Source organism: Rhizobium sp. RSm-3, assembly GCF_001854685.1.
Lineage (GTDB): Bacteria > Pseudomonadota > Alphaproteobacteria > Rhizobiales > Rhizobiaceae > Rhizobium > Rhizobium ecuadorense.
Map to the genome: position 1 here is coordinate 73,733 of NZ_MAWZ01000057.1, position 18,181 is coordinate 91,913.

Annotated in this window: 21 protein-coding genes and 1 pseudogene; 10 read left to right on the forward strand and 12 right to left on the reverse strand. The window is 62.6% G+C overall.

Translation table 11 applies throughout. The features are described 5' to 3' along the window. Positions 1-44 precede the first annotated feature (44 nt). Together BBJ66_RS27555 and BBJ66_RS27560 are read left to right on the forward strand one after the other, a co-directional pair. Positions 45-902: an SDR family oxidoreductase gene (locus BBJ66_RS27555; protein WP_071091899.1), complete on the forward strand. Its 858-nt coding sequence runs from the start codon at positions 45-47 to the stop codon at positions 900-902. Positions 903-1,026: 124 nt separating this feature from the next. Beyond that, positions 1,027-1,554: a winged helix DNA-binding protein gene (locus BBJ66_RS27560; RefSeq protein WP_071091396.1), complete on the forward strand. Its 528-nt coding sequence runs from the start codon at positions 1,027-1,029 to the stop codon at positions 1,552-1,554. 55 nt (positions 1,555-1,609) lie between these two features. Here BBJ66_RS27560 and BBJ66_RS27565 read toward each other — a convergent pair whose 3' ends face one another. Further along, entirely contained in the window at positions 1,610-1,825 is a 216-nt protein-coding gene (locus BBJ66_RS27565; RefSeq protein WP_049735753.1) for a hypothetical protein, read from the reverse strand. A gap of 126 nt (positions 1,826-1,951) precedes the next feature. Between BBJ66_RS27565 and BBJ66_RS27570 the strand changes: the two genes are divergently transcribed. Together BBJ66_RS27570 and BBJ66_RS27575 are read left to right on the forward strand one after the other, a co-directional pair. Next, positions 1,952-2,575, forward strand: a complete 624-nt coding sequence (locus tag BBJ66_RS27570; protein WP_049735754.1) for a TetR/AcrR family transcriptional regulator — start codon at positions 1,952-1,954, stop codon at positions 2,573-2,575. Between the two features lie 71 nt (positions 2,576-2,646). Then, complete coding sequence (locus BBJ66_RS27575) at positions 2,647-2,841, forward strand: hypothetical protein (RefSeq protein ID WP_049735755.1); 195 nt, start codon at positions 2,647-2,649, stop codon at positions 2,839-2,841. A 1-nt stretch (position 2,842) separates the two neighbouring features. Here the strand turns inward: BBJ66_RS27575 and BBJ66_RS27580 are convergent, their stop codons facing one another. Together BBJ66_RS27580 and BBJ66_RS27585 are read right to left on the reverse strand one after the other, a co-directional pair. Continuing rightward, positions 2,843-3,274 (reverse strand): DUF1810 domain-containing protein, encoded by a 432-nt coding sequence (locus BBJ66_RS27580; protein ID WP_049735756.1) that lies wholly within the window; start codon positions 3,272-3,274, stop codon positions 2,843-2,845. 87 nt (positions 3,275-3,361) lie between these two features. Continuing rightward, positions 3,362-3,640, reverse strand: a complete 279-nt coding sequence (locus tag BBJ66_RS27585; RefSeq protein ID WP_190238050.1) for a hypothetical protein — start codon at positions 3,638-3,640, stop codon at positions 3,362-3,364. Between the two features lie 274 nt (positions 3,641-3,914). Between BBJ66_RS27585 and BBJ66_RS27590 the strand changes: the two genes are divergently transcribed. Continuing rightward, a complete protein-coding gene (locus BBJ66_RS27590; RefSeq protein ID WP_071091398.1) occupies positions 3,915-5,285 on the forward strand; it encodes an amidase in 1,371 nt (456 codons plus the stop codon). A 65-nt stretch (positions 5,286-5,350) separates the two neighbouring features. Continuing rightward, a complete protein-coding gene (locus BBJ66_RS27595) occupies positions 5,351-6,211 on the forward strand; it encodes a sugar phosphate isomerase/epimerase family protein (protein ID WP_071091401.1) in 861 nt (286 codons plus the stop codon). Positions 6,212-6,229: 18 nt separating this feature from the next. Here BBJ66_RS27595 and betC read toward each other — a convergent pair whose 3' ends face one another. Next, positions 6,230-7,744, reverse strand: a complete 1,515-nt coding sequence (gene betC, locus BBJ66_RS27600; RefSeq protein ID WP_071091403.1) for a choline-sulfatase — start codon at positions 7,742-7,744, stop codon at positions 6,230-6,232. Positions 7,745-7,838: 94 nt separating this feature from the next. Between betC and BBJ66_RS27605 the strand changes: the two genes are divergently transcribed. The 3 genes from BBJ66_RS27605 to BBJ66_RS27615 all read left to right on the forward strand — a co-directional run bounded on the left by BBJ66_RS27605 (position 7,839) and on the right by BBJ66_RS27615 (position 9,865). Continuing rightward, the gene (locus BBJ66_RS27605; RefSeq protein WP_049735761.1) at positions 7,839-8,744 is read left to right on the forward strand and encodes a choline sulfate utilization transcriptional regulator; all 906 of its coding nucleotides are present in this window, start codon (positions 7,839-7,841) and stop codon (positions 8,742-8,744) included. 89 nt (positions 8,745-8,833) lie between these two features. Then, positions 8,834-9,034 (forward strand): hypothetical protein, encoded by a 201-nt coding sequence (locus tag BBJ66_RS27610; protein ID WP_049735762.1) that lies wholly within the window; start codon positions 8,834-8,836, stop codon positions 9,032-9,034. 36 nt (positions 9,035-9,070) lie between these two features. Continuing rightward, positions 9,071-9,865: an HpcH/HpaI aldolase family protein gene (locus BBJ66_RS27615; RefSeq protein ID WP_071091406.1), complete on the forward strand. Its 795-nt coding sequence runs from the start codon at positions 9,071-9,073 to the stop codon at positions 9,863-9,865. 37 nt (positions 9,866-9,902) lie between these two features. On the opposite strand, the gene BBJ66_RS27620 is transcribed toward BBJ66_RS27615, so the two are convergent. Beyond that, positions 9,903-10,583, reverse strand: coding sequence for a spermidine synthase (locus BBJ66_RS27620; RefSeq protein WP_071091409.1), 681 nt, complete (start codon positions 10,581-10,583; stop codon positions 9,903-9,905). 238 nt (positions 10,584-10,821) lie between these two features. Between BBJ66_RS27620 and BBJ66_RS27625 the strand changes: the two genes are divergently transcribed. Then, positions 10,822-11,259, forward strand: coding sequence for a VOC family protein (locus BBJ66_RS27625; protein ID WP_049735765.1), 438 nt, complete (start codon positions 10,822-10,824; stop codon positions 11,257-11,259). 19 nt (positions 11,260-11,278) lie between these two features. Here the strand turns inward: BBJ66_RS27625 and BBJ66_RS27630 are convergent, their stop codons facing one another. From BBJ66_RS27630 to BBJ66_RS27660, 7 genes and pseudogenes are all read right to left on the reverse strand, one after another. After that, entirely contained in the window at positions 11,279-12,178 is a 900-nt protein-coding gene (locus tag BBJ66_RS27630; protein WP_049735766.1) for an ABC transporter ATP-binding protein, read from the reverse strand. Further along, positions 12,175-12,978 carry an ABC transporter ATP-binding protein gene (locus BBJ66_RS27635; RefSeq protein ID WP_071091412.1) on the reverse strand — a complete coding sequence of 268 codons (804 nt, stop codon included), beginning with the start codon at positions 12,976-12,978 and terminating at the stop codon, positions 12,175-12,177. Before BBJ66_RS27635 ends, BBJ66_RS27630 begins: the two co-directional genes overlap by 4 nt. Next, complete coding sequence (locus tag BBJ66_RS27640) at positions 12,975-13,853, reverse strand: ABC transporter permease (protein WP_071091416.1); 879 nt, start codon at positions 13,851-13,853, stop codon at positions 12,975-12,977. Before BBJ66_RS27640 ends, BBJ66_RS27635 begins: the two co-directional genes overlap by 4 nt. A gap of 1 nt (position 13,854) precedes the next feature. After that, positions 13,855-14,832, reverse strand: a complete 978-nt coding sequence (locus tag BBJ66_RS27645) for an ABC transporter permease (RefSeq protein WP_049735769.1) — start codon at positions 14,830-14,832, stop codon at positions 13,855-13,857. Between the two features lie 55 nt (positions 14,833-14,887). Continuing rightward, on the reverse strand, positions 14,888-16,534 hold the full coding sequence (locus BBJ66_RS27650) for an ABC transporter substrate-binding protein (RefSeq protein WP_071091419.1): 1,647 nt from the start codon (positions 16,532-16,534) through the stop codon (positions 14,888-14,890). A gap of 43 nt (positions 16,535-16,577) precedes the next feature. Beyond that, positions 16,578-17,600 (reverse strand): glycoside hydrolase family 3 N-terminal domain-containing protein, encoded by a 1,023-nt coding sequence (locus BBJ66_RS27655; protein ID WP_071091423.1) that lies wholly within the window; start codon positions 17,598-17,600, stop codon positions 16,578-16,580. Positions 17,601-17,624: 24 nt separating this feature from the next. Next, positions 17,625-18,103: pseudogene (locus tag BBJ66_RS27660) on the reverse strand (GNAT family N-acetyltransferase). Positions 18,104-18,181: the final 78 nt, after the last annotated feature.

Sequence of the window (18,181 nt, forward strand, 5' to 3'; positions counted from 1 at the left end):
AACAAACCGCAGCCTGAGTTTGACCCTGAACCCAGGAGGTCATGATGACGAATTATCCGACACCGCCTTTCCCATCCCAGAAACAGCCGATGCCCGGTTTTACCGCGCAGATGGACCCGGTTCCCGACCATGGCGAAAAAACCTATCGCGGTTCCGAGCGGCTGAAGGGCAAGCGGGCGATCATCACCGGCGGCGATAGCGGCATCGGCCGGGCGGTGGCGATCGCCTATGCCAGGGAAGGCGCCGATATTGTAATTTCCTATCTCGACGAAGATGAGGATGCCGACGAGACCAAGCGGCTCGTCGAAGAGGCCGGGCGCAAGGCCGTGCTCGTCAGCGGCGATATCCAGGATCCGGCTTTATGCCGGCAGATCGTCGAGACGACGGTCAAGGAGCTGGGCGGTATCGACATTCTCGTCAACAATGCCGCCCATCAGGCGAGCTTCAAGAGCATCGACGAGATCAGCGACGAGGAGTGGGAACTGACCTTCAAGGTCAATATCCATGCGATGTTTTACCTGACCAAGGCGGCCGTTCCGCATATGAAGCCCGGCAGTTCAATCATCAACACCGCCTCGATCAATTCGGACAGCCCGAACCCGACCTTGCTTGCCTATGCGACGACCAAGGGCGCGATCCAGAATTTCACCGCCGGTCTTGCCCAGCTTCTGGCGGAGAAAGGCATTCGCGCCAATGCCGTGGCGCCGGGGCCGATCTGGACGCCGCTCATTCCCTCGACGCTGCCTGAGGAAACTGTCAGCAATTTCGGCAAGCAGGTGCCGATGAAACGGCCGGGCCAGCCGGCCGAGCTGGCGACAGCCTATGTGATGCTGGCCGATCCCTTGTCGAGCTATGTCTCCGGCACGACAATCGCGGTCACTGGTGGCAAGCCGACCCTTTGACGCAAGTCGCCTGGGATTGGCGGTTCCGGGTTAAAGATATGCGTGAAACAAGGAACTGAGCGGGTCGATCAAGGTTTGACGCGACCCGTTTCAGTCCGGCTTGCCGTAACCGCCGCCGGTCGGCATGGCGGATGGGCATGGACAACAGGGCATCGGACCGATCGTCTCCTCCGCCCATCTGGCCGATGGCGCGCTTCCGGCGCTTTCCGAGCTGGAATTCGGCCTGATCCTCGCCGGCAATGCCTTCGATCGCTGGATGGTCCGCTGCATGACGGCGGCCGGCGAGCCCGGCTGCGCTGCGATCGACGTGCTGGTGCTGCATTCGGTTGCCCACCGGCAGCGGCCGAAGCGGCTCGGCGATCTCTGCAGCGTGCTCGGCGTCGAGGATACGCATCTGGTGATCTACGCGATCAAGAAGCTTGAAAGGCGCGGCCTTGTGACGAGCACTCGGGCGGGCAAGGAGAAACTGATCGCCGCTACCGAAAAGGGCGTTGAAATCTGCCTGAAATACCGGGCCGTGCGCGAAGCGCTGCTGGTGGAGTCTATGAAAGGCCTCGGGCTCGATGCCGCGGCGGCATCGGCGATGGCCGCCATGCTCCGTGCGCTTTCCGGGCATTACGATCAAGCGGCAAGGGCCGCCGCCTCTTTGTGACGGCAGCCCTTGACGGGGGCAGGGAGAGATCCCCCGAAATTTTCAGGCGGGCTGTTCAGCCGAAGCAGGGCATTGCCGGCAGATTGGCGCGGCTTGCGATGGCTCCGATGATGTTGCCCACCGAGGTCGAGCGCGGTTCGCGTTTGCCGGCCGCCGTCTCCAGGAGTTGCTTGAAATCTTCAAGCTTCACGCCGTCGGCGCGCAACACCATGGCGATCAGGGGGTCGCGAAGGGCTTCGGATATCGTCAGGTCGTCTCTGGTCTTTCTCATGGCTTGTCCTCCTTTCGTGGGCGGTCGCCCGTGTTCCACTGTGCGCTGCCGTTCTCGACATTGACTTTCGCGTTTCGTGGTGTTACCGGTAAGTAACAATGCATTTGTTACCGATCGGTCACATTGATGTCAAGGACTACGTCCGCAAAAAAATCCGAAACTTCGAATGTAATCTCCGCAGCCGTACCAGAGGATCGAATCCCGCCGCGGGAACGTATCGTCTCCACCGCATCGGAGCTTTTCCGCGAGCGCGGCATCCGCGGCATCGGCGTCGATGCGATCGCCGACGCGGCGCTGACCAACAAGATGACGCTCTACCGGCATTTCGGCTCGAAGGACGAACTCGTCTGCGAGACGCTGCGCCGCGCCTCCGAAAAGGCGGGTGCCATCTGGCGCGATCTGGAGGCGGCCTATCCCGGTAATCCGCGCGCCCAGCTCTACGCCTGGGTTGAGATGCGGGCGCAATGTCTGACCGGCGAGCCTGCCGGCTGCGATCTCGCCAATGCCGCCATCGAGCTGAAGGGCGAGGGCCACCCGGCCCATGAAATGATCGAGCGCCACAAGGCCGAACAGCGAGATCGGCTGGCCGCGCTCTGTTCGGCGGCCGATGCGCGCGAGCCGGACCTTCTTGCCGATACGCTGACGCTGCTGCTCGAAGGTGCGCGTGTCAGCCGCCAGGCCATGGGCGCTGCCAGCTGCTGCGGTCATTTCGCCAAGGCCTGCAACGCGGCGATCGCTTCCTTCGCCTGAACCGGTCTTTCGGGAACCTTACCGCCTCCATGCCGTTCTTCCATCACCGGAGGACAAGTGGAGACCGGGAGATGAACTACGTCTATCTCAAGCGCCTGTATGCCAAACGCGCCGAGCTTGAAGCCAAGCTGGAGCTTCACGATGCGCGCTATTGTTTCGGCGAGGAAGAGGTCGATGACGGCACCGACAGCGATCTGCGTCAGCGGCTGAGCGAAATTTCCGACGAAATCGCTGCGCTGGAAGCAGGCCGGACCGCGAGAGCATGATCTAAGTCCTGAGGATTTCCATCGTCCGCTCGTCGAATTTCCCTTGGTAGAAATGCTCGATCACCCGGTGGAAGGGCGAGCCATGGTCGCTGATCGCGGCAAACAGGGTCATCGACGAGCGCAGCTTCAGGTCGTCGGGCGAGCCCAGGATCGCATGGGCGGATCGGTCCTTGACCGACAAGATCGCCTCGATGCAACGCAGCAGCCGGCTTGAGAGAATGGGATCGGCGAGATAGGCGGCGGCTTCCTCGGCGGAACGGATCGCATATTTTTCCGCCATCGGGGAGGTGCCGAGACCTGATATCTGCGGGAAGATGAACCACATCCAGTGGGAGGTCTTGCGCCCGGCTTTCAGTTCCGAAAGCGCCTTTTCGTAGACGCCGTTCTGGGCATCGACGAAGCGGTCGAGATTGTAATCGATATCACCGGCCATGGTCCGTCCCTTTTCGCTGTCAATGCAGCCTGGGCCAAGGTCTCCATGCCCGGCGAGTGGTTCTATCCAGGCGAGCCGGGCTCGCCCTCAGCAGACCCTTTCGGCATAGGGGCTGCTCTCACGGCAATGGCCGTAAGGCTGATGGTGCGGCGCGCTGTCGCCGGCGGTGGCGGCAATGGCCGAGGTCGTCACCGGGTCCGTCTCGGTGGAAGAATATGCGGCGAAACCGACGAAGCTCAAGAGAGCCAGCGCCGCGACCACGACAATGCGCTCGAAGCCCGAAAGTTTCTGGGCGCTGACATGCTCCACATAATCGCGCTCGCCCAAGCCGGCGGTTCCATCCTCTTTCACATGGAGCGTCACCATATCCTGGCGACGGGTCAAAGTTTCACAATCTGTCATCTCAAATACTCCTGCAACACATGCGACGCCGGCCTCTCAAGAATAAACTCTCAACCCTCATGGCGGACCGACTCCCGCATGCGTGCAGCATGTGTGTCTTTAATCGCGGCAATTGAAGGGGCAATCTGCAAACGCAGTGTTCAAAAAATCGTCCTAATAAATGCAAAATATCGTGATGCTCTGGCTCGCCGGAATGATCCGGGGTAGTCCAGAGGATCATCTTTCTGTGGATCGTCCCATGAGCAAATCCTTCGGCGCAATGTCGGTCGCCCAGCTTTCCGTCCTCATTCAAGGTGGCGCGGCCGATCCGGTCGACGTGGCCGAGGCGGTCTTCGGAACCATCGCTGATTATGCCGACAAGGCGGTTTTCACGACGCTGCTGGAAAGCCGCGCGATGGAGGAGGCACGCACCTCCTCGATGCGTTTGCGGGAGGGCCGATCGCTCGGATTGCTGGACGGCATTCCGATCGCCTGGAAGGATCTTTTCGATATCGAAGGTCTGGCGACGACGGCGGGGTCCGCCGTGCTGGCCGCCGATGCGCCGGCCAAGCGCGATGCGGCCGTCGTCGGTCTGCTCAGGCAGGCGGGCATGGTCGCGATCGGCCGCACCAATATGAGCGAGTTCGCCTTTTCCGGCCTCGGCATCAATCCGCATTACGGCACGCCGGTCAATCCGCGCGGCGCCGATCTGTCGCGCATTCCGGGCGGTTCGTCCTCCGGTGCCGGTGTCGCCGTTGCCGCCGGGCTGGTGCCGGTCGCCATGGGCACGGATACTGGCGGCTCGGTGCGCATTCCCGCCGCCTTCAACGGCATTGTCGGCTACAAGGCGACCCGCGGCCGTCATGCGATGGAGGGCGTCTATCCGCTGGCCAAGAGCCTGGATTCGCTGGGACCGCTCTGCCGCAGCGTCAGGGATGCGGTGTGGATCGATGCGGCGATGCGCGGCCGCACGGCGCCTGATGTCGTCGAGCGTCCGCTACAGGGGCTGGAATTGCTTGTGCCTGACAATATCGTCTTCGACGGAGCCGAGCCTGAAGTGATCGCTGCGTTCGAGACTGCTTTGGAACGTCTTCAAAGGGCCGGCGCCCATGTTGCCCGTGCTGTCATTCCAGCCTTCGACGAGATTTTCGATCTGATGACGAGATACGGCCCGCTGGTCACCGCGGAAGCTTTCGCATTGCATCAGGAACGGCTCGCGGGACCGGATGCGGATAGGATGGATCACCGCGTCGTCATGCGTACCCGCTTGGGAAGCAGGACGAGTCTGGCCGATTACCTGGCGATCCTTGCGGCGCGCGGCCGCCTGATCGCCGATGTCGAGCGCCTTGTCGGCGACCAGCTCATCGCTTTTCCGACGGTCGCCCATGTCGCTCCGCCGATCGGGCCGCTGGAACAGGACGACGAACTCTTCTTCGCCACCAACAACAGGACGCTGCGCAATACCGCGCTCGGCAATTTTCTCGACTGGTGTGGCGTCTCCATCCCCTGCGGCACGGGTGCCTCCGGCATGCCAGTCGGGCTGCTGCTCTCCGCCACGGCCCATCGCGACGAAGCGCTGCTGGGGGTCGCACTCGCTGCCGAGCCGGTCATTCGCGGCGATTTCGCCTGATTGGCAATTGAACCGCCGGGCTTTTATTGCGATTGATGGCAGGAGGAAATCCTGGAGGAAAGCACGTGCAGATCTTGCAAAACGGACGCTTCGCGGTTTCGACATGGTCGCTGCATCGGCTGCTCGGCGCCGTTTATGCCTATAGCCCCGATCCTGACAAAAGTGCTGCGCCCAAGGAACCCTATGGCCCGGGGGCCGCGGCACTGATCGACTTGCCGGCGACGCTGGCGGCGCGCGGCGTCAACCGGCTGGAGATCTGTTCCTTTCATCTGCCGAGCCTCGATTCCGGCTATTTAAGCGAATTGCGCGATGCGATGACGGCGTCAAACGTGCTGTTCCAGACGCTGCTCATCGAGGACGGCGATCCGAGCCATCCCGAGACGGCCGAGCGCGATGTCAAATGGATGGCGCCGTGGATCGATATCGCCGCTTCCCTTGGGGCGCAGAGGATGCGCGTCATCGCCGGCAAGCAGAAGCCGATCGAGGAAAACCTGAGCCGTGCAGCCCGTCATCTGAACTGGCTGGCTGAAAAGGCCGAAGGCAGCGGCGTGCGCGTCGTCGTCGAAAACTGGTTCGACCTGCTGCCGTCGCCCGTCGAGATGAACTGGCTGCTGGATCGGCTGGACGGCAAGGTCGGCCTCAACGGCGACCTCGGCAATTGGGCGGCACCGGCGAAATACGAGGGCCTTGCCGACATCATGCGCCGGGCGGAAATCTGCCATGCCAAGGCCGATTACGGCGTCGCCGGCCTCGATGCCGACGATTACCGCAAATGCCTGGAGATGTGCGAGCGGGCCGGTTACGCCGGTCCCTTCACATTGATCTACGACTCGCCCTTTTTCCCCGACGAATGGGACGGCATCCTGCTGCAAAAGGCCTTCATCGAGGATTTCCTGCGCGAGGCGCCGGCGCGCCGGACGGCTTAAACCGCGAGCCTCTGCCGCTCATTCCTGGCGCGGGAATCTCTGGCTTTCCTCCAGCACGTTCAGATCCATGTGGTTGCGCATGTAGCGCTCCGAGGCCTTCTGCAGCGGCTGATGGTCCCAGGGATAATAGGCGCCGTTGCGCAGCGCCGCATAGACCACCCAGCGGCGCGCTTGGCTTTCACGCACGGCGGCGTCGAAATCGGCAAGGTTCCAGCGCCGGCGGGCCTGTTCGACAAGTCGTGCCAGGGTGTCGGCATGGGCCGGCTTTTCCGCCAGATTGTCGAGTTCCTGTGGATCGGCTTCGAGGTCGAACAGCATCGGCGGATCCTTTTCGCAGAGCGAGAGTTTGTAGCGCCCGTCCCTGAGGCAGACGAGCGGCGCTTCGGAGCCCTCGGCGGCATATTCCATCGGCACCGGGCCGCGGCTGCCCGTGCCTGCGGCAAGTGCTGAAAGATCCTCACCCTCGGTCCATGGTTTCAACGAGGCTATGTCGATCCCGGCAAGGGCAGCCAGCGTCGGCGTCACGTCGAGCGTGGAGACGGGCTGATCGATGCGCCCGGGCTTCCAGCCCGGGGCCGCGATCATTAGCGGAACACGCGCCGATCCTTCGAAGAAGTTCATCTTGAACCAGAGGCCGCGGTCGCCGAGCATGTCGCCATGATCGGAAACGAACAGAATGATCGTGTTCTCGGCCATGCGGGTCCGTTCCAGCACGCCGAGAATCTCGCCGATCTTATCGTCGACATAGGAGATATTGGCGAAGTAGCCCCGCCTTGCCCGCCGGATCTCCTCCGGGCTGATGTCGAAGGCCTCGTGGTCGCAAGCTTTCATCAGCCGCTGCGAATGCGGATCCTGCTTCTCGAAGGCGATCGGCGCCACCGCCGGGTCGAGCGCCGGGCAGTCCTCATAGAGGTCCCAGAACTTGCGGCGCGCAACATAGGGATCGTGTGGGTGGGTGAAGCTGACGGTCAGGCACCAGGGGCGTTCGTCCTGGCCGCGCGAGAGATCGAACAGCTTGCGGCTGGCGTGGTAGGCGACCTCGTCGTCATATTCCATCTGGTTGGTGATCTCGGCAACACCGGCGCCGGTGACCGAACCGAGATTGTGATACCACCAGTCGATGCGCTCGCCGGGTTTGGTATAATCGGGCGTCCAGCCGAAATCGGCGGGGTAGATATCCGTCGTCAGCCGCTCCTCGAAGCCGTGAAGCTGGTCGGGGCCGACGAAATGCATCTTGCCGGATAGCGCCGTCTGATATCCGGCGGCGCGCAGATGATGCGCATAGGTCGGAATGTCGGAGGCAAATTCGGCGGCATTGTCGTAGACGCGCGTCCGGCTCGGCAATTGCCCGGACATGAAGGACGCCCGCGCCGGCGCGCAAAGCGGACTTGCCGTATAGGTGTTGGCGAAACGCACGGAACGCTCCGCCAATGATTTCAGATGCGGCGCGTGAAGGAAATCGATGGGACCATCGGGAAAGAGGGTCCCGTTCAACTGATCCACCATCAGGATGAGAATATTCGGGCGCGCCATGTCGATCCTCTGTGCTATTTGAAGATTTTATTGAAGCGCCTATCATCGCGCCTGTAAAGATGACTTTTTTCGATGGATGCCAAAAGGAATTTTTATGCCAGACCATCCGCTTGAACTTGGCTGGATGCGCGTCTTCGTCGAGGTCGCCAGACTTGGGAGCTTTTCCTCGGCCGCAGCACTGCTCGGGCTTACCCAGCCGGCCGTCAGCTATCAGATCCGTCGGCTGGAGGAACAGTTCGGCGTCAGCCTGCTGCGCCGCCAGCATCGCGGCGTGACACTGACTGCTGAAGGCGAGCGGCTTCTCGACGTTACCGCCAAGGCGGTCGGCGATATCGATGCGCTCGCGCGCAGCTTCCGTGCCGAAGTCCAGCGACCGGTCGTGCGGCTGAGAACCGACTATGCCTTTTCATCGCTCTGGCTGATCCCGCGCATGGACGGCTTCCGGCTTCTTCATCCGGAAACGGACATCCAGATCGTCGCGACGCAGCGATTTTCAGCCGGTTTTCGTGACGAAGCGGATGTCGCGGTCGTTTTCGGCACGCGGGCGGAATTCGGCGCCATCGGCACGCTTCTGCTCCGGGAAAAGGTCGTGCCGGTCTGCACGCAGGGATTTCTCGACCGAAACGGCCCGTTCGACGATCCGGGGCAGCTTGCCAGGGCGGTGCTGATCCATCTCGACACGCCGATGCCATCGCCCTGGTTCGACTGGCGCAGCTATTTCTCTGAATTCGCCGTCCTGCGCGACATCAATGCCGGCCGCGGCGATATCAGCTTCAATACCTACTCGCTGGTTATTCAGGCGGCGCTGAGCGGGCAAGGCGTGGCGATCGGCTGGATGGGGCTCGTCGATACGCTGCTCTCCGCGGGCATGCTTGTGGAAGCCGGCCCGCCGCTCGATGTGCAGGACCGTGGTTACTGGCTGGTGCCGCCGCGATCTCCAAGCGCGCACAGCGAGAGGCTCAGTGCCTGGTTATTGGATGAGGTGAAGCGGAGCAGTTAGCAACGGCCGCATTTCTCTCCGGGGAAGCCTTGTCATCGGCGATGCCGCCGGACATTGTGAGATCGAATCCTTAGCGAAGTGGCGGACGCATGCGAACGATCGGATATATCATCGGACTGCTTATGATCCTTCTCGGGCTGATCTGGATCGGGCAGGGAAGCGGCTATTTTCCCTATCCGGCCTCCAGCTTCATGATCGCGCAAACGATCTGGATGCTGTGGGGTGCTCTTCTGGCCGCAGCCGGCATTGCCGTCATGATCATCGTCTCACGACTGCGCCGGAGAGTGTGAGCCGCCGCTGGGCGCTGACGAATTGAGGAGAAGGGCATGGATGCAACTGACATCGACGGCTTTGCGAACCGGATCAGGGGCAGCCGGGGCGGCATGATCTCCGCCTGGGTCGGCATTCCCGATGCCATGCTCGTCAACCATCTGGCGCAGGAGGCCTTCGATGCCGTCGTGCTGGATATGCAGCACGGCATGTGGGACATGCCGTCGGCGGCTAATGGCATCGCGCAGGTGCGTCTGGCCGGCAAGCCGGCCCTGGCGCGCATCCCGGTCGGCGATTTCGCCTCCGCCTCACGGCTGCTCGACGCCGGTGCCTCCGGCATCATCGCGCCGATGATCAATTCGCCCGACGATGCGAGAGCCCTGGTCCGGACGACGAAATATCCGCCCGTCGGCGAGCGCAGCTGGGGGCCGTCGCTGGCGCTGAACCATACAGGCCTGTCGGCCGACGATTATTTGAAGAGCGCCAATGCGCTCACCGTCGCCATCGCCATGATCGAGACCCGTGCTGCGCTCGACGCGATCGACGGCATTCTCGGCGTGACCGGCATCGACGGCATTTTCATCGGCCCTTCCGATCTTTCGATCGCGCTGTCGAACGGCGATCAGGTGGCGCCGAACGCGGCCGAAATCGACAGCGCCATGCAGCATGCCGTCGCCCGCTGCCGTGCCCACGGCAAATTCGCCTGCGCCTTTGCCGCCGACGGCGAGCGGGCCGGCGAACTTTTGAAATTCGGCTTCGACCTGGTCATTGCCGGCGCCGAGACCACGCAGCTGCGGTCCGGCGCCCGCCGCGCCATCAATGCCGCCCGCAGGATCGCGTCGGCCAGCTGACCCAGGCGATATCACCTCATTCGTTGAGGAGCTTTGATCAGCGGGCCGGTTTCACCGCCAGCCAAATGACATGGCGGGCGCCGCCGCGCTTGCCATTGGCGCGGGTGTTGACGGCATCGACGGAAAAGCCGCTGTCTCTGAGGCGTCGGGTGAAATCGGGGTCCGGACCGGATGACCAGACGGCGAGAACGCCGCCGGGGCGAAGCGCGTCGCGGGCGGCACGCAGGCCGGCGAAATCATAGAGCCGATCGTTGGATTTGCGGGTCAGCCCGTCCGGGCCGTTGTCGACATCGAGCAGGATCGCGTCATAGGCGCCCTTGCCGGCGCGGATCGCCTCGCCGACATCGCCCTGATGGATGCCGACGCGGGGATCGTCGAGGCAGCCCTTGAAGACTTCGGCCATCGGGCCGCGCGCCCAGGTCACGACGGCCGGCACCAGTTCGGCGACGGTGACGCCGGCATCTTCGGGAAGGATGGCGAGAGCGGCGCGCAGGGTAAAGCCCATGCCGAGCCCGCCGATCAGCACCCTCGGTTTTGGATGCGCCTTGATCCGTTCCCAGGAAAGCGTCGCCAGCGCCTCCTCCGAGCCGCTGAGGCGGCTGTTCATCAGTTCGTTGGCGCCGAGCATGATCGAGAACTCGCTGCCGCGCTGCTTCAGCCTGAGTTCGCCGCCTTCGCCGGGAATGGTCGCGCGATCGAGCTGGATCCAGGGCAGCATGACGGTTTCGCCTCACGTGAAAGAACCGTCCCCTAGCATAGGGCGATGAGCGGGGCCAGTAAGCAGGCGGAGACCGTTTGAAAACGGGCGGTGGTTTGAGGCCGTCCATGCTTCAAGCTTCTGATGCGAACAGCAGCGAATTTAGGCTGGAGGCTGTCGGTGTCGGGGCACCTCAAGCGTCCTTTGTCAGACGAGGCGACACCTCGTGGATTGCAACGACACTTTGGAGATTGGAAACATGGCGCTCAAGCAGATGGACAATGTCGGAATCGTCGTCGAAGACCTCACAGCGGCGATTGATTTCTTTGGCGAACTCGGCCTCGCGCTCGAAGGACGGGCCATGATCGAAGGCGAATGGGCCGGGCGCATCACGGGGCTGGGCGATCAGCGTGTCGAGATTGCCATGATGCGCACACCTGATGGCCACAGCCGGCTCGAACTCTCCCGCTTCCTCATGCCTGCTGTCGTCGCAGATCACCGCAACGCTCCGGTCAACGCGCTCGGTTATCTCCGCGTCATGTTCACCGTCGATGACATCGACGACACGCTTGAAAGGCTTCGTGCGCGTGGCGCGCAGCTCGTCGGCGACGTCGTCCAGTACGGCGATACATATCGGCTCTGCTACATAAGAGGGCCCGAAGGGATTCTCCTCGGACTCGCCCAGGAACTCAGCTGAGGCGCAATCAAACGGACTGTCAGATCATCCGCATGAAATGATCCGGCTCCACTTCGACGATCTCGTCCTGCGGCGCGGCTGAACGACTGCGGATATTCTCCACCTCCTCAGGCCTGAGCCGGGCTTTCGGGTCTTCGAAGCGGACATCGGGGTCGGGCACGGCCGAGAGCAGCAGCCTGGTATAGGGATGCTGCGGATTGTCGATCACCCCCGCGGTGCTGCCCCATTCGACGATCTGGCCGGCATACATCACGGCGATATCTTCCGCGACATAACGGGCCGTGGCGATGTCATGGGTGATATAGAGCAGGCCGAGATTCATCTGCTGCTTCATCTCGTTCAAGAGGTTCAGCACGCCGAGGCGCACCGAGACGTCGAGCATCGAGGTCGGTTCGTCCGCCACGATCACCTCTGGCCGGACGGCAAGGGCGCGGGCGATGTTGACGCGCTGGCGCTGGCCGCCGGAGAGTTCGTGCGGATATCTCGGCGCGACGAGATCGGGATCGAGCCTGACGCGCTGCAGCAGTTCGCGGACCGTCGCATCGATCTCGGCCCCCTTGATATCGGGGCGATGCAGCTTCAGCGGCCGCCTCAGATGGTGGGCGATGGTGTGGGCAGGGTTCAGCGAGGCGAAGGGATCCTGGAAGATCATCTGTACCGAGCGGCGGTAGCGGGCGATTTCGGCGGAATTCGCCGCCTCGACCGGCCGGCCCTTGTAGAGGATGCGGCCCGATGTCGGCAGATATTCGCGCATCGCCATGCGGGCGCAGGTGGTCTTGCCGCTGCCGGATTCGCCGACCAGCGCCAGCGCCCGGCCGGCATGCAGTGAAAAGGAGATGGCGCGTGCCGCGTGAACGACCGCCGAACCATAGCCGAAACTCTTGGTGACGGCGTCGAGTGCGAGGATGGCGTCGCTCATAGCAGCACTCCTCCATGCAGCGAGGGGAAGGAGGCCCAGAGCTTTTTCGTGTAATCGTGCGCCGGAGTCTTGTAGATCGCCTCGGCTGAATTCTGCTCCACCAGCCTGCCTGACAGCATGATGCCGATGCGGTCGCAGAACTGCACCATCAGCCCGAGGTCATGGGTGATGAAGAGCACGGAGAAGCCGAAGCGGCGGCGCAGCTCGTTGATGCGCTGCAGGATCTCGCGCTGGACGACGACGTCGAGCGCCGTCGTCGGCTCGTCCATGACGACGAGCTTCGGATCGAGCGCCATGCAGATGGCGATGACGATGCGCTGGCGCATGCCGCCGGAAAACTGGTGCGGATAATCGCGCATGCGATCAGGCGCGATATCGACGAGCCTGAGCATTTCGGCGGTGCGCTCGCGGGCTGCAGCACGGCTCATGCCTTTATGGGTGCGCAGCATGTCGTAGAATTGCGTTTCGATGCGCAGCACCGGGTTCAGCGAATTCATGGCGCTCTGAAAGACCATGGCGACCTCGCGCCAACGGAAGGCGGCAAGCGCCTGCCGGTCGAGATCGAGCACGTCACGGCCGTCGAGCAGGATGCGGCTCTGCTTGCGGATCAGCGCCGGCGGCTTGTGCAGGCGGCTGATGGCGAAGGCGATGGTGCTTTTGCCGCAGCCGGATTCGCCGGCAAGACCGAAGACCTCGCCGGGTGCGACGTCGAAATTGACATCGTCGACGGCGCGGAAATCCTTCTCCTCGCCGATATAGTCGATGGTGAGGTTCCTCACCGACAGCAGCGGCTGCGTCACAGGCGGCCCTCCCCGGAACGGACGAGCAGTGACCAGCGCTTCAGGTGATTGCCGGTGCGCAGCCGCGGATTGGCGATCTCGTCGACGGCGAAATTCAGAAGCGACATGCCGATGCCGAGAAAGGCGAGGGCAAAGCAGGGGGTGAGGATATCCCACCATGCGCCGACCGAAAGCGCCGAGGCCTTCTGCGCATTGTAGAGCATGGTGCCCCAGGAGATCGCGCGGGGGTCACCGAGGCCGAGAAACTCAAGCGTCGCCTCGGTAATGATCGCGAAGATGACGCTGCCGATGAAATTGATCCCGACGATCGAGATGACGTTGGGGACGATCTCGAATGTCATGATGCGCCATTGCGGCTCGCCCATCATCTCGGCGGATTTGACGAAATCCTTATGCTTGACGGAAAGCGTTTCGGCACGGGTGACGCGTGCGCCCCAGGCCCAGGAGGTGGCGCCGAGGATGAGGGCAATGACGACGGGACTTGCCTGGCCGATGAAGGCGGCCAGCACCAGCAGCAGCGGCAGGTTCGGAACGACCAGCACCATGTTGGTGAAGAAGCTGATGACCTCGTCGGTCTTGCCGCCGCGATAGCCGGAAATGATGCCGAGCGCGGTGCCGACGAGGGTGATCAGCAGGCCGGCGCCGAAGCCGACGGCAAGCGAGGTGCGGGCGCCATAGATCAGCCGGGCGAAGACATCCTGGCCGATACGGGTGGTGCCGAGAATATGGTCGAGCGACGGCGGCTGGTGCGGCCGCCCGCTGCGGGCGGCGGGATCGTATTGCGTCAGCAGCGGTGCTGCGATCGCGACGATGATAATGACGGCGATGATGACGAGGCCGGTGAGCGCCTTGCGGTTTCGAAGCAGGGTCTTCATCTCACGCTCCCTTCAGCCGCGGATCGAGCAGGATATAGCTGACGTCGACGATGAAATTGGCGATCAGCATGGTCGCGGTCATGATGAGCAGTTGGCCCTGGATGACGGGGTAATCGCGGGCGAGGATCGCCTGGTAGAGAATGTTGCCGAGGCCGGGATAGTTATAGACGACCTCCGTCACCAGCGAGCCGCCGAGGATGGTGCCGATGGCGATGGCAAGGCTGGAGACCGTCGGCAGCAGGGCGTTGCGCGCCGCGTACCACAGCATCACATGCCGGTCGGACAGGCCTTTGGCGCGGGCCATGACGATATAATCCTCGCCGAGCAGGTTGATCATGTTGTTGCGCATGGTGACGGTGAAGCCGCCGATCAGCACCGTGCAGAGCGTCACCATCGGCAGGATGCCGTGATAGGCGACGCTGCCGATGTAGCGCAGGCTGAAGGCCGGATCGAGCGAGGGATCGGCGGCATAGCCGTTCGGGAACCAGCCGAGCGTGAAGCCGAAGATGAAGAGCACGATCAGCGAGGTGACGACTGATGGCACCGAGGTGGCGAAAATCGCACCGACGGAAACGACGACATCGAACCTGCTGCCGCGGCGCCAGGCGGCGAGGATGCCGAGCAAGGTGCCGAGCGCGAAGCTGACGACCGTCGCCGTTCCCATCAGGGCGACGGTCCAGACCAGGGCATGACCGAGCACCGAGGTGACCGGCAGCGGGAAATATTTGATCGAGCGGCCGAGATCGCCGGTGAAGATGCTGCCGAGATAGGTGAGATATTGCTGCCAGAGCGGACCGTCGACGAAGCCGAAGGTGAGCTTCAGCGCCTGCAGGCTTTCCGGCGGCAATTCGGTGCCGGCGCTGGAGAACATGATCTGCACGGGATCACCCGGCATCAGCCGCGGCAGGAAGAAATTGATCGTCGCTGCCGCGATGAAGGCTGCCATGTAGAAGACGAGGCGGCGAAGCAGGAAGGCCATGGGAACTCCGTCGTGACGGGAGCGGCGTTTGCACCGCTCCCGAGGACTACGATGCTTACTTGACGGGTTCGAGAGCCAAGAGGTTCAGCAGGCGTGCCGGATTGGTCCGCGAGATCGACGGATTGACGAAGGGGTTTTCCTTGGTCGACCAGCCGGTGAAGCGCTTGGTGTTGTACTGATACCAGTTCGGATTGTTGAACACCGGGATCATGGGCATGTTTTCGGCGACGATGCGCTGCGCCTTGTTCATCGCGTCCTTCTGCTTGGCGAGATCGGCGGTCTGGGTGAACTCGGTGACGAGCTTCTCGACATCGGGGTTGAACCAGCGCTGCGCGGTGAAGCGGGTCTTGCCTTTGTCCGAGGCGCTGAAGGCGCGCTTATAGGGATAATAGGGCGAGGCCGAGGCCGGCAGGCTGTTGATCGCCGCATCGAAGCTGCCGTTGATCAGGTTACCGGTCCAGACCGCTTCTTCAGGCGTTTCGATCTTGGCGTCGATGCCGGCCGCCTGCATGCCTTCGACGGCGATGTTGACGGTGTCGATCCAGTCGGTCCAGGAATTCGGGACGATGATCGAGAAGGCAATCTTGCTGCCGTCGGGATTGTCGCGGAAGCCGTCGCCGTCCTTGTCCTTGTAGCCGGCCTCGTCAAGCAGGGCCTTGGCGGCGTCGGCGTCATAGGTCGCGAACTTGCCGAAATCGGCCTTGATGGATGGGTCCGACCAGCTCTTGTAAAGCTCGCCCATCAGGCCGGGATCTTCGTTCAGCGTCGGATAGCCGTAGCCGGCGACGTCGATCATCGTCTTACGGTCGAGCGCCATCGAGACGGCGCGGCGGAATTTTACGTCGTTGAAGGCTTTCTTGTTGTTCTCGTTCGCCGTTTCCAGGTTGAACAGGAAGGCGACCATGCTGCTCGGCGAATACCAGTAGTGGAAATGCGCCGGATCCTTGGAAACATAGACATTGTCGATATCGGGAATGAAGGAGACGCCCCAGTCGAGCGTGCCGTCGGCCGTTGCCGTCAGCATCTGGTTGTTGTCGGCAAGCTGCGGGAAGCGCATGCAATCGACCTTCAGATGTGCGTTGTCCCAGTAGTTCGGGTTGCGGCACTGGTCGTAGGTCTGGCCGGTGAAACGCGGCACTTCCGTCAGCGGGCCGCTGCCGACCGGGTTCTCGTTGGCGAAGGTGACCGGATCGGCGACATCCTTCCAGACATGTTCGGGAACGATCGGCAGCTGCGAGATCTGCTCGGCGGCGAGCGAGCTCGGATTGGCGAGCGTGAAGCGCACCGTCTGGTCGTCGACGGCTTTGACATCGGTGACGAAGCTCCAGATGCTGACGAAATCGAGCGCCGGGAATTTCTTCAGGTAATCATAGGTGAACTTGACGTCGGCTGCGGTCAGCGGCTTACCATCGGACCATTTCAGGTTCGGACGCAGCTTGAAATCGATGCTCTTCAGATCGTCGGAGAGCTTGAAGCTTTCGGCCAGCCGATAGACCGGTTTGTTGCTGTCGAAGCGATTGAAGATGACAAGCGGCTCGTAGATGAAATCGAGTGTCGATTGGCGCGACGAGGTCTGGTTGAACGGGTTGAAGTTGCGAACCCAGGTCGTTGCCGGTTCGATATTCGCCGTCAGGACCGTCTGCGCCATGGCGGAACCCGAAAGCAGTGTCAGGGCAGCGGCGGTAAGAAGATATTTTTTCATGTTTTATTCCCCTTCTTTTATGCGGTGAGAGATGGCGCGGCGGTCAGGAGACCAGCGCGCTGGCAAACATGTCTTCGACCTCAGCATGGGCGGCGCGGACGTCGATCTTGAGATTGCTGAGGCGGGCCTTGCCGGCGGCGATCCGCTTCAAGGCGGCGTCGGTCAGCGGCCGGGCGGCCTTGGCGGCAGCTTCGCTTTCCCTGACGTCGCCATGGCTATGGAGGGCGATGTCGAAGCCCGCGTCGAGCACTTGGGCGACACGTTCCGGCAGCGTGCCGGAGAGCGACTCCATGAAGATGCAGTCGGAAATCAGCACGCCGTCATAACCAAGCTCCGTGCGGATGAGGTCGTGCATGACCGGCGATACAGAGGCCGGCAGCTCCGCGTCATAGGCCGAGTAGACGACATGGGCGACCATCGCCCAGGGCGTATCCTTCAGCGCGACGAAGGGTTTGAAATCGGTCGCTGCGAGGGTCTCGCGCGAGGCGTCGACGACCGGGCGCTCCTTGTGAGAGTCGAGCGTCGCGCGACCATGGCCGGGAATGTGCTTGATCACGGGCATGTTGCCGGTCTCGAGCAGGCCATCGACCACTTCGCGGCCGAGGGCGGCGATGACATCGGGATCGGGACCGAAGGAGCGGGCGCCGATGACCGCGCTCGTCGTCTCGAAGACGAGATCGAGAACGGGCGAGCAGCCGCTCGAAAGCCCGAGTTCCGTCATCATCGCGCCCATCGCCTGGGAGGAAAGGCGCAGTGCTTTTTTGCCGAGATCGAAATCGCGGCGCGCCAGTTCGGCAAACTGGCCGAAGCTGCGGAAGAGCGGCCAAGGCCCGGCATCGAGATGCTGCACGCGGCCGCCTTCCTGGTCGGTGAAGACAGGCGCATCGTCGCGGCCGACAGCTTGCCGAAAGCGCTCGATCAGCCGCCTGGTCTGCTCCGGCTCGCGCTGATTGCGCCGGCCGACGAAGAGGCCGAGCGGATTGGTCTCGCGGAACAGGGCGAATTCATCGTCCGAAAGGACGGGATTGGGAAGGCCGACGAAAAGGGCGAGCGGGGTCGAGGACAATTCTGGTGCTCCGGGATCAGATGGTCATGTCGGCATGCTTCTCAGCATGCCTTCGTAGATGCCCTTGTCGGGGCGGGGATGGTGATTGCGCCTGCGGTCTTGGCGTAGAAATCGACCGGGCCGGCATCGCCGATAAAGGCATAGGCATGGCCAAGCGTCTTCATGGTCTGAAGGCAGGCGGAAAACAGGGCGAGCCCGATACCCTTGCCGCGGGCTTCAGGATCGACTCCGGTCGGGCCGAAGAAGCCGCGTGCCGTCGTGTCGTAGCAGGCAAAGCCGAGAAGCTTGCTGCCGTCGACGGCGATCAGGCAGGCGACGGGCTGGCGGGAGAAGGCGACCGAGACCTCGCTCGCCCAGTTCTCGCTGAACCCTTCGCGAACCCAGTTGACGACGAGATGCAGTTCCGGGGGGAGAGGAGGGCGGATGGAGACGCCGACATGATCGGCTTTCCGTTGCAGGTCGGCGAGCTCTGTCGAGTATAGACTCACAAGCAGGTCTGGCACCCTGTCACTCCTCCTAATATTCCGTTATTGCGGAATATATCCCTTTTTAATGACATAGATTTGGCCATGCGACCGGGC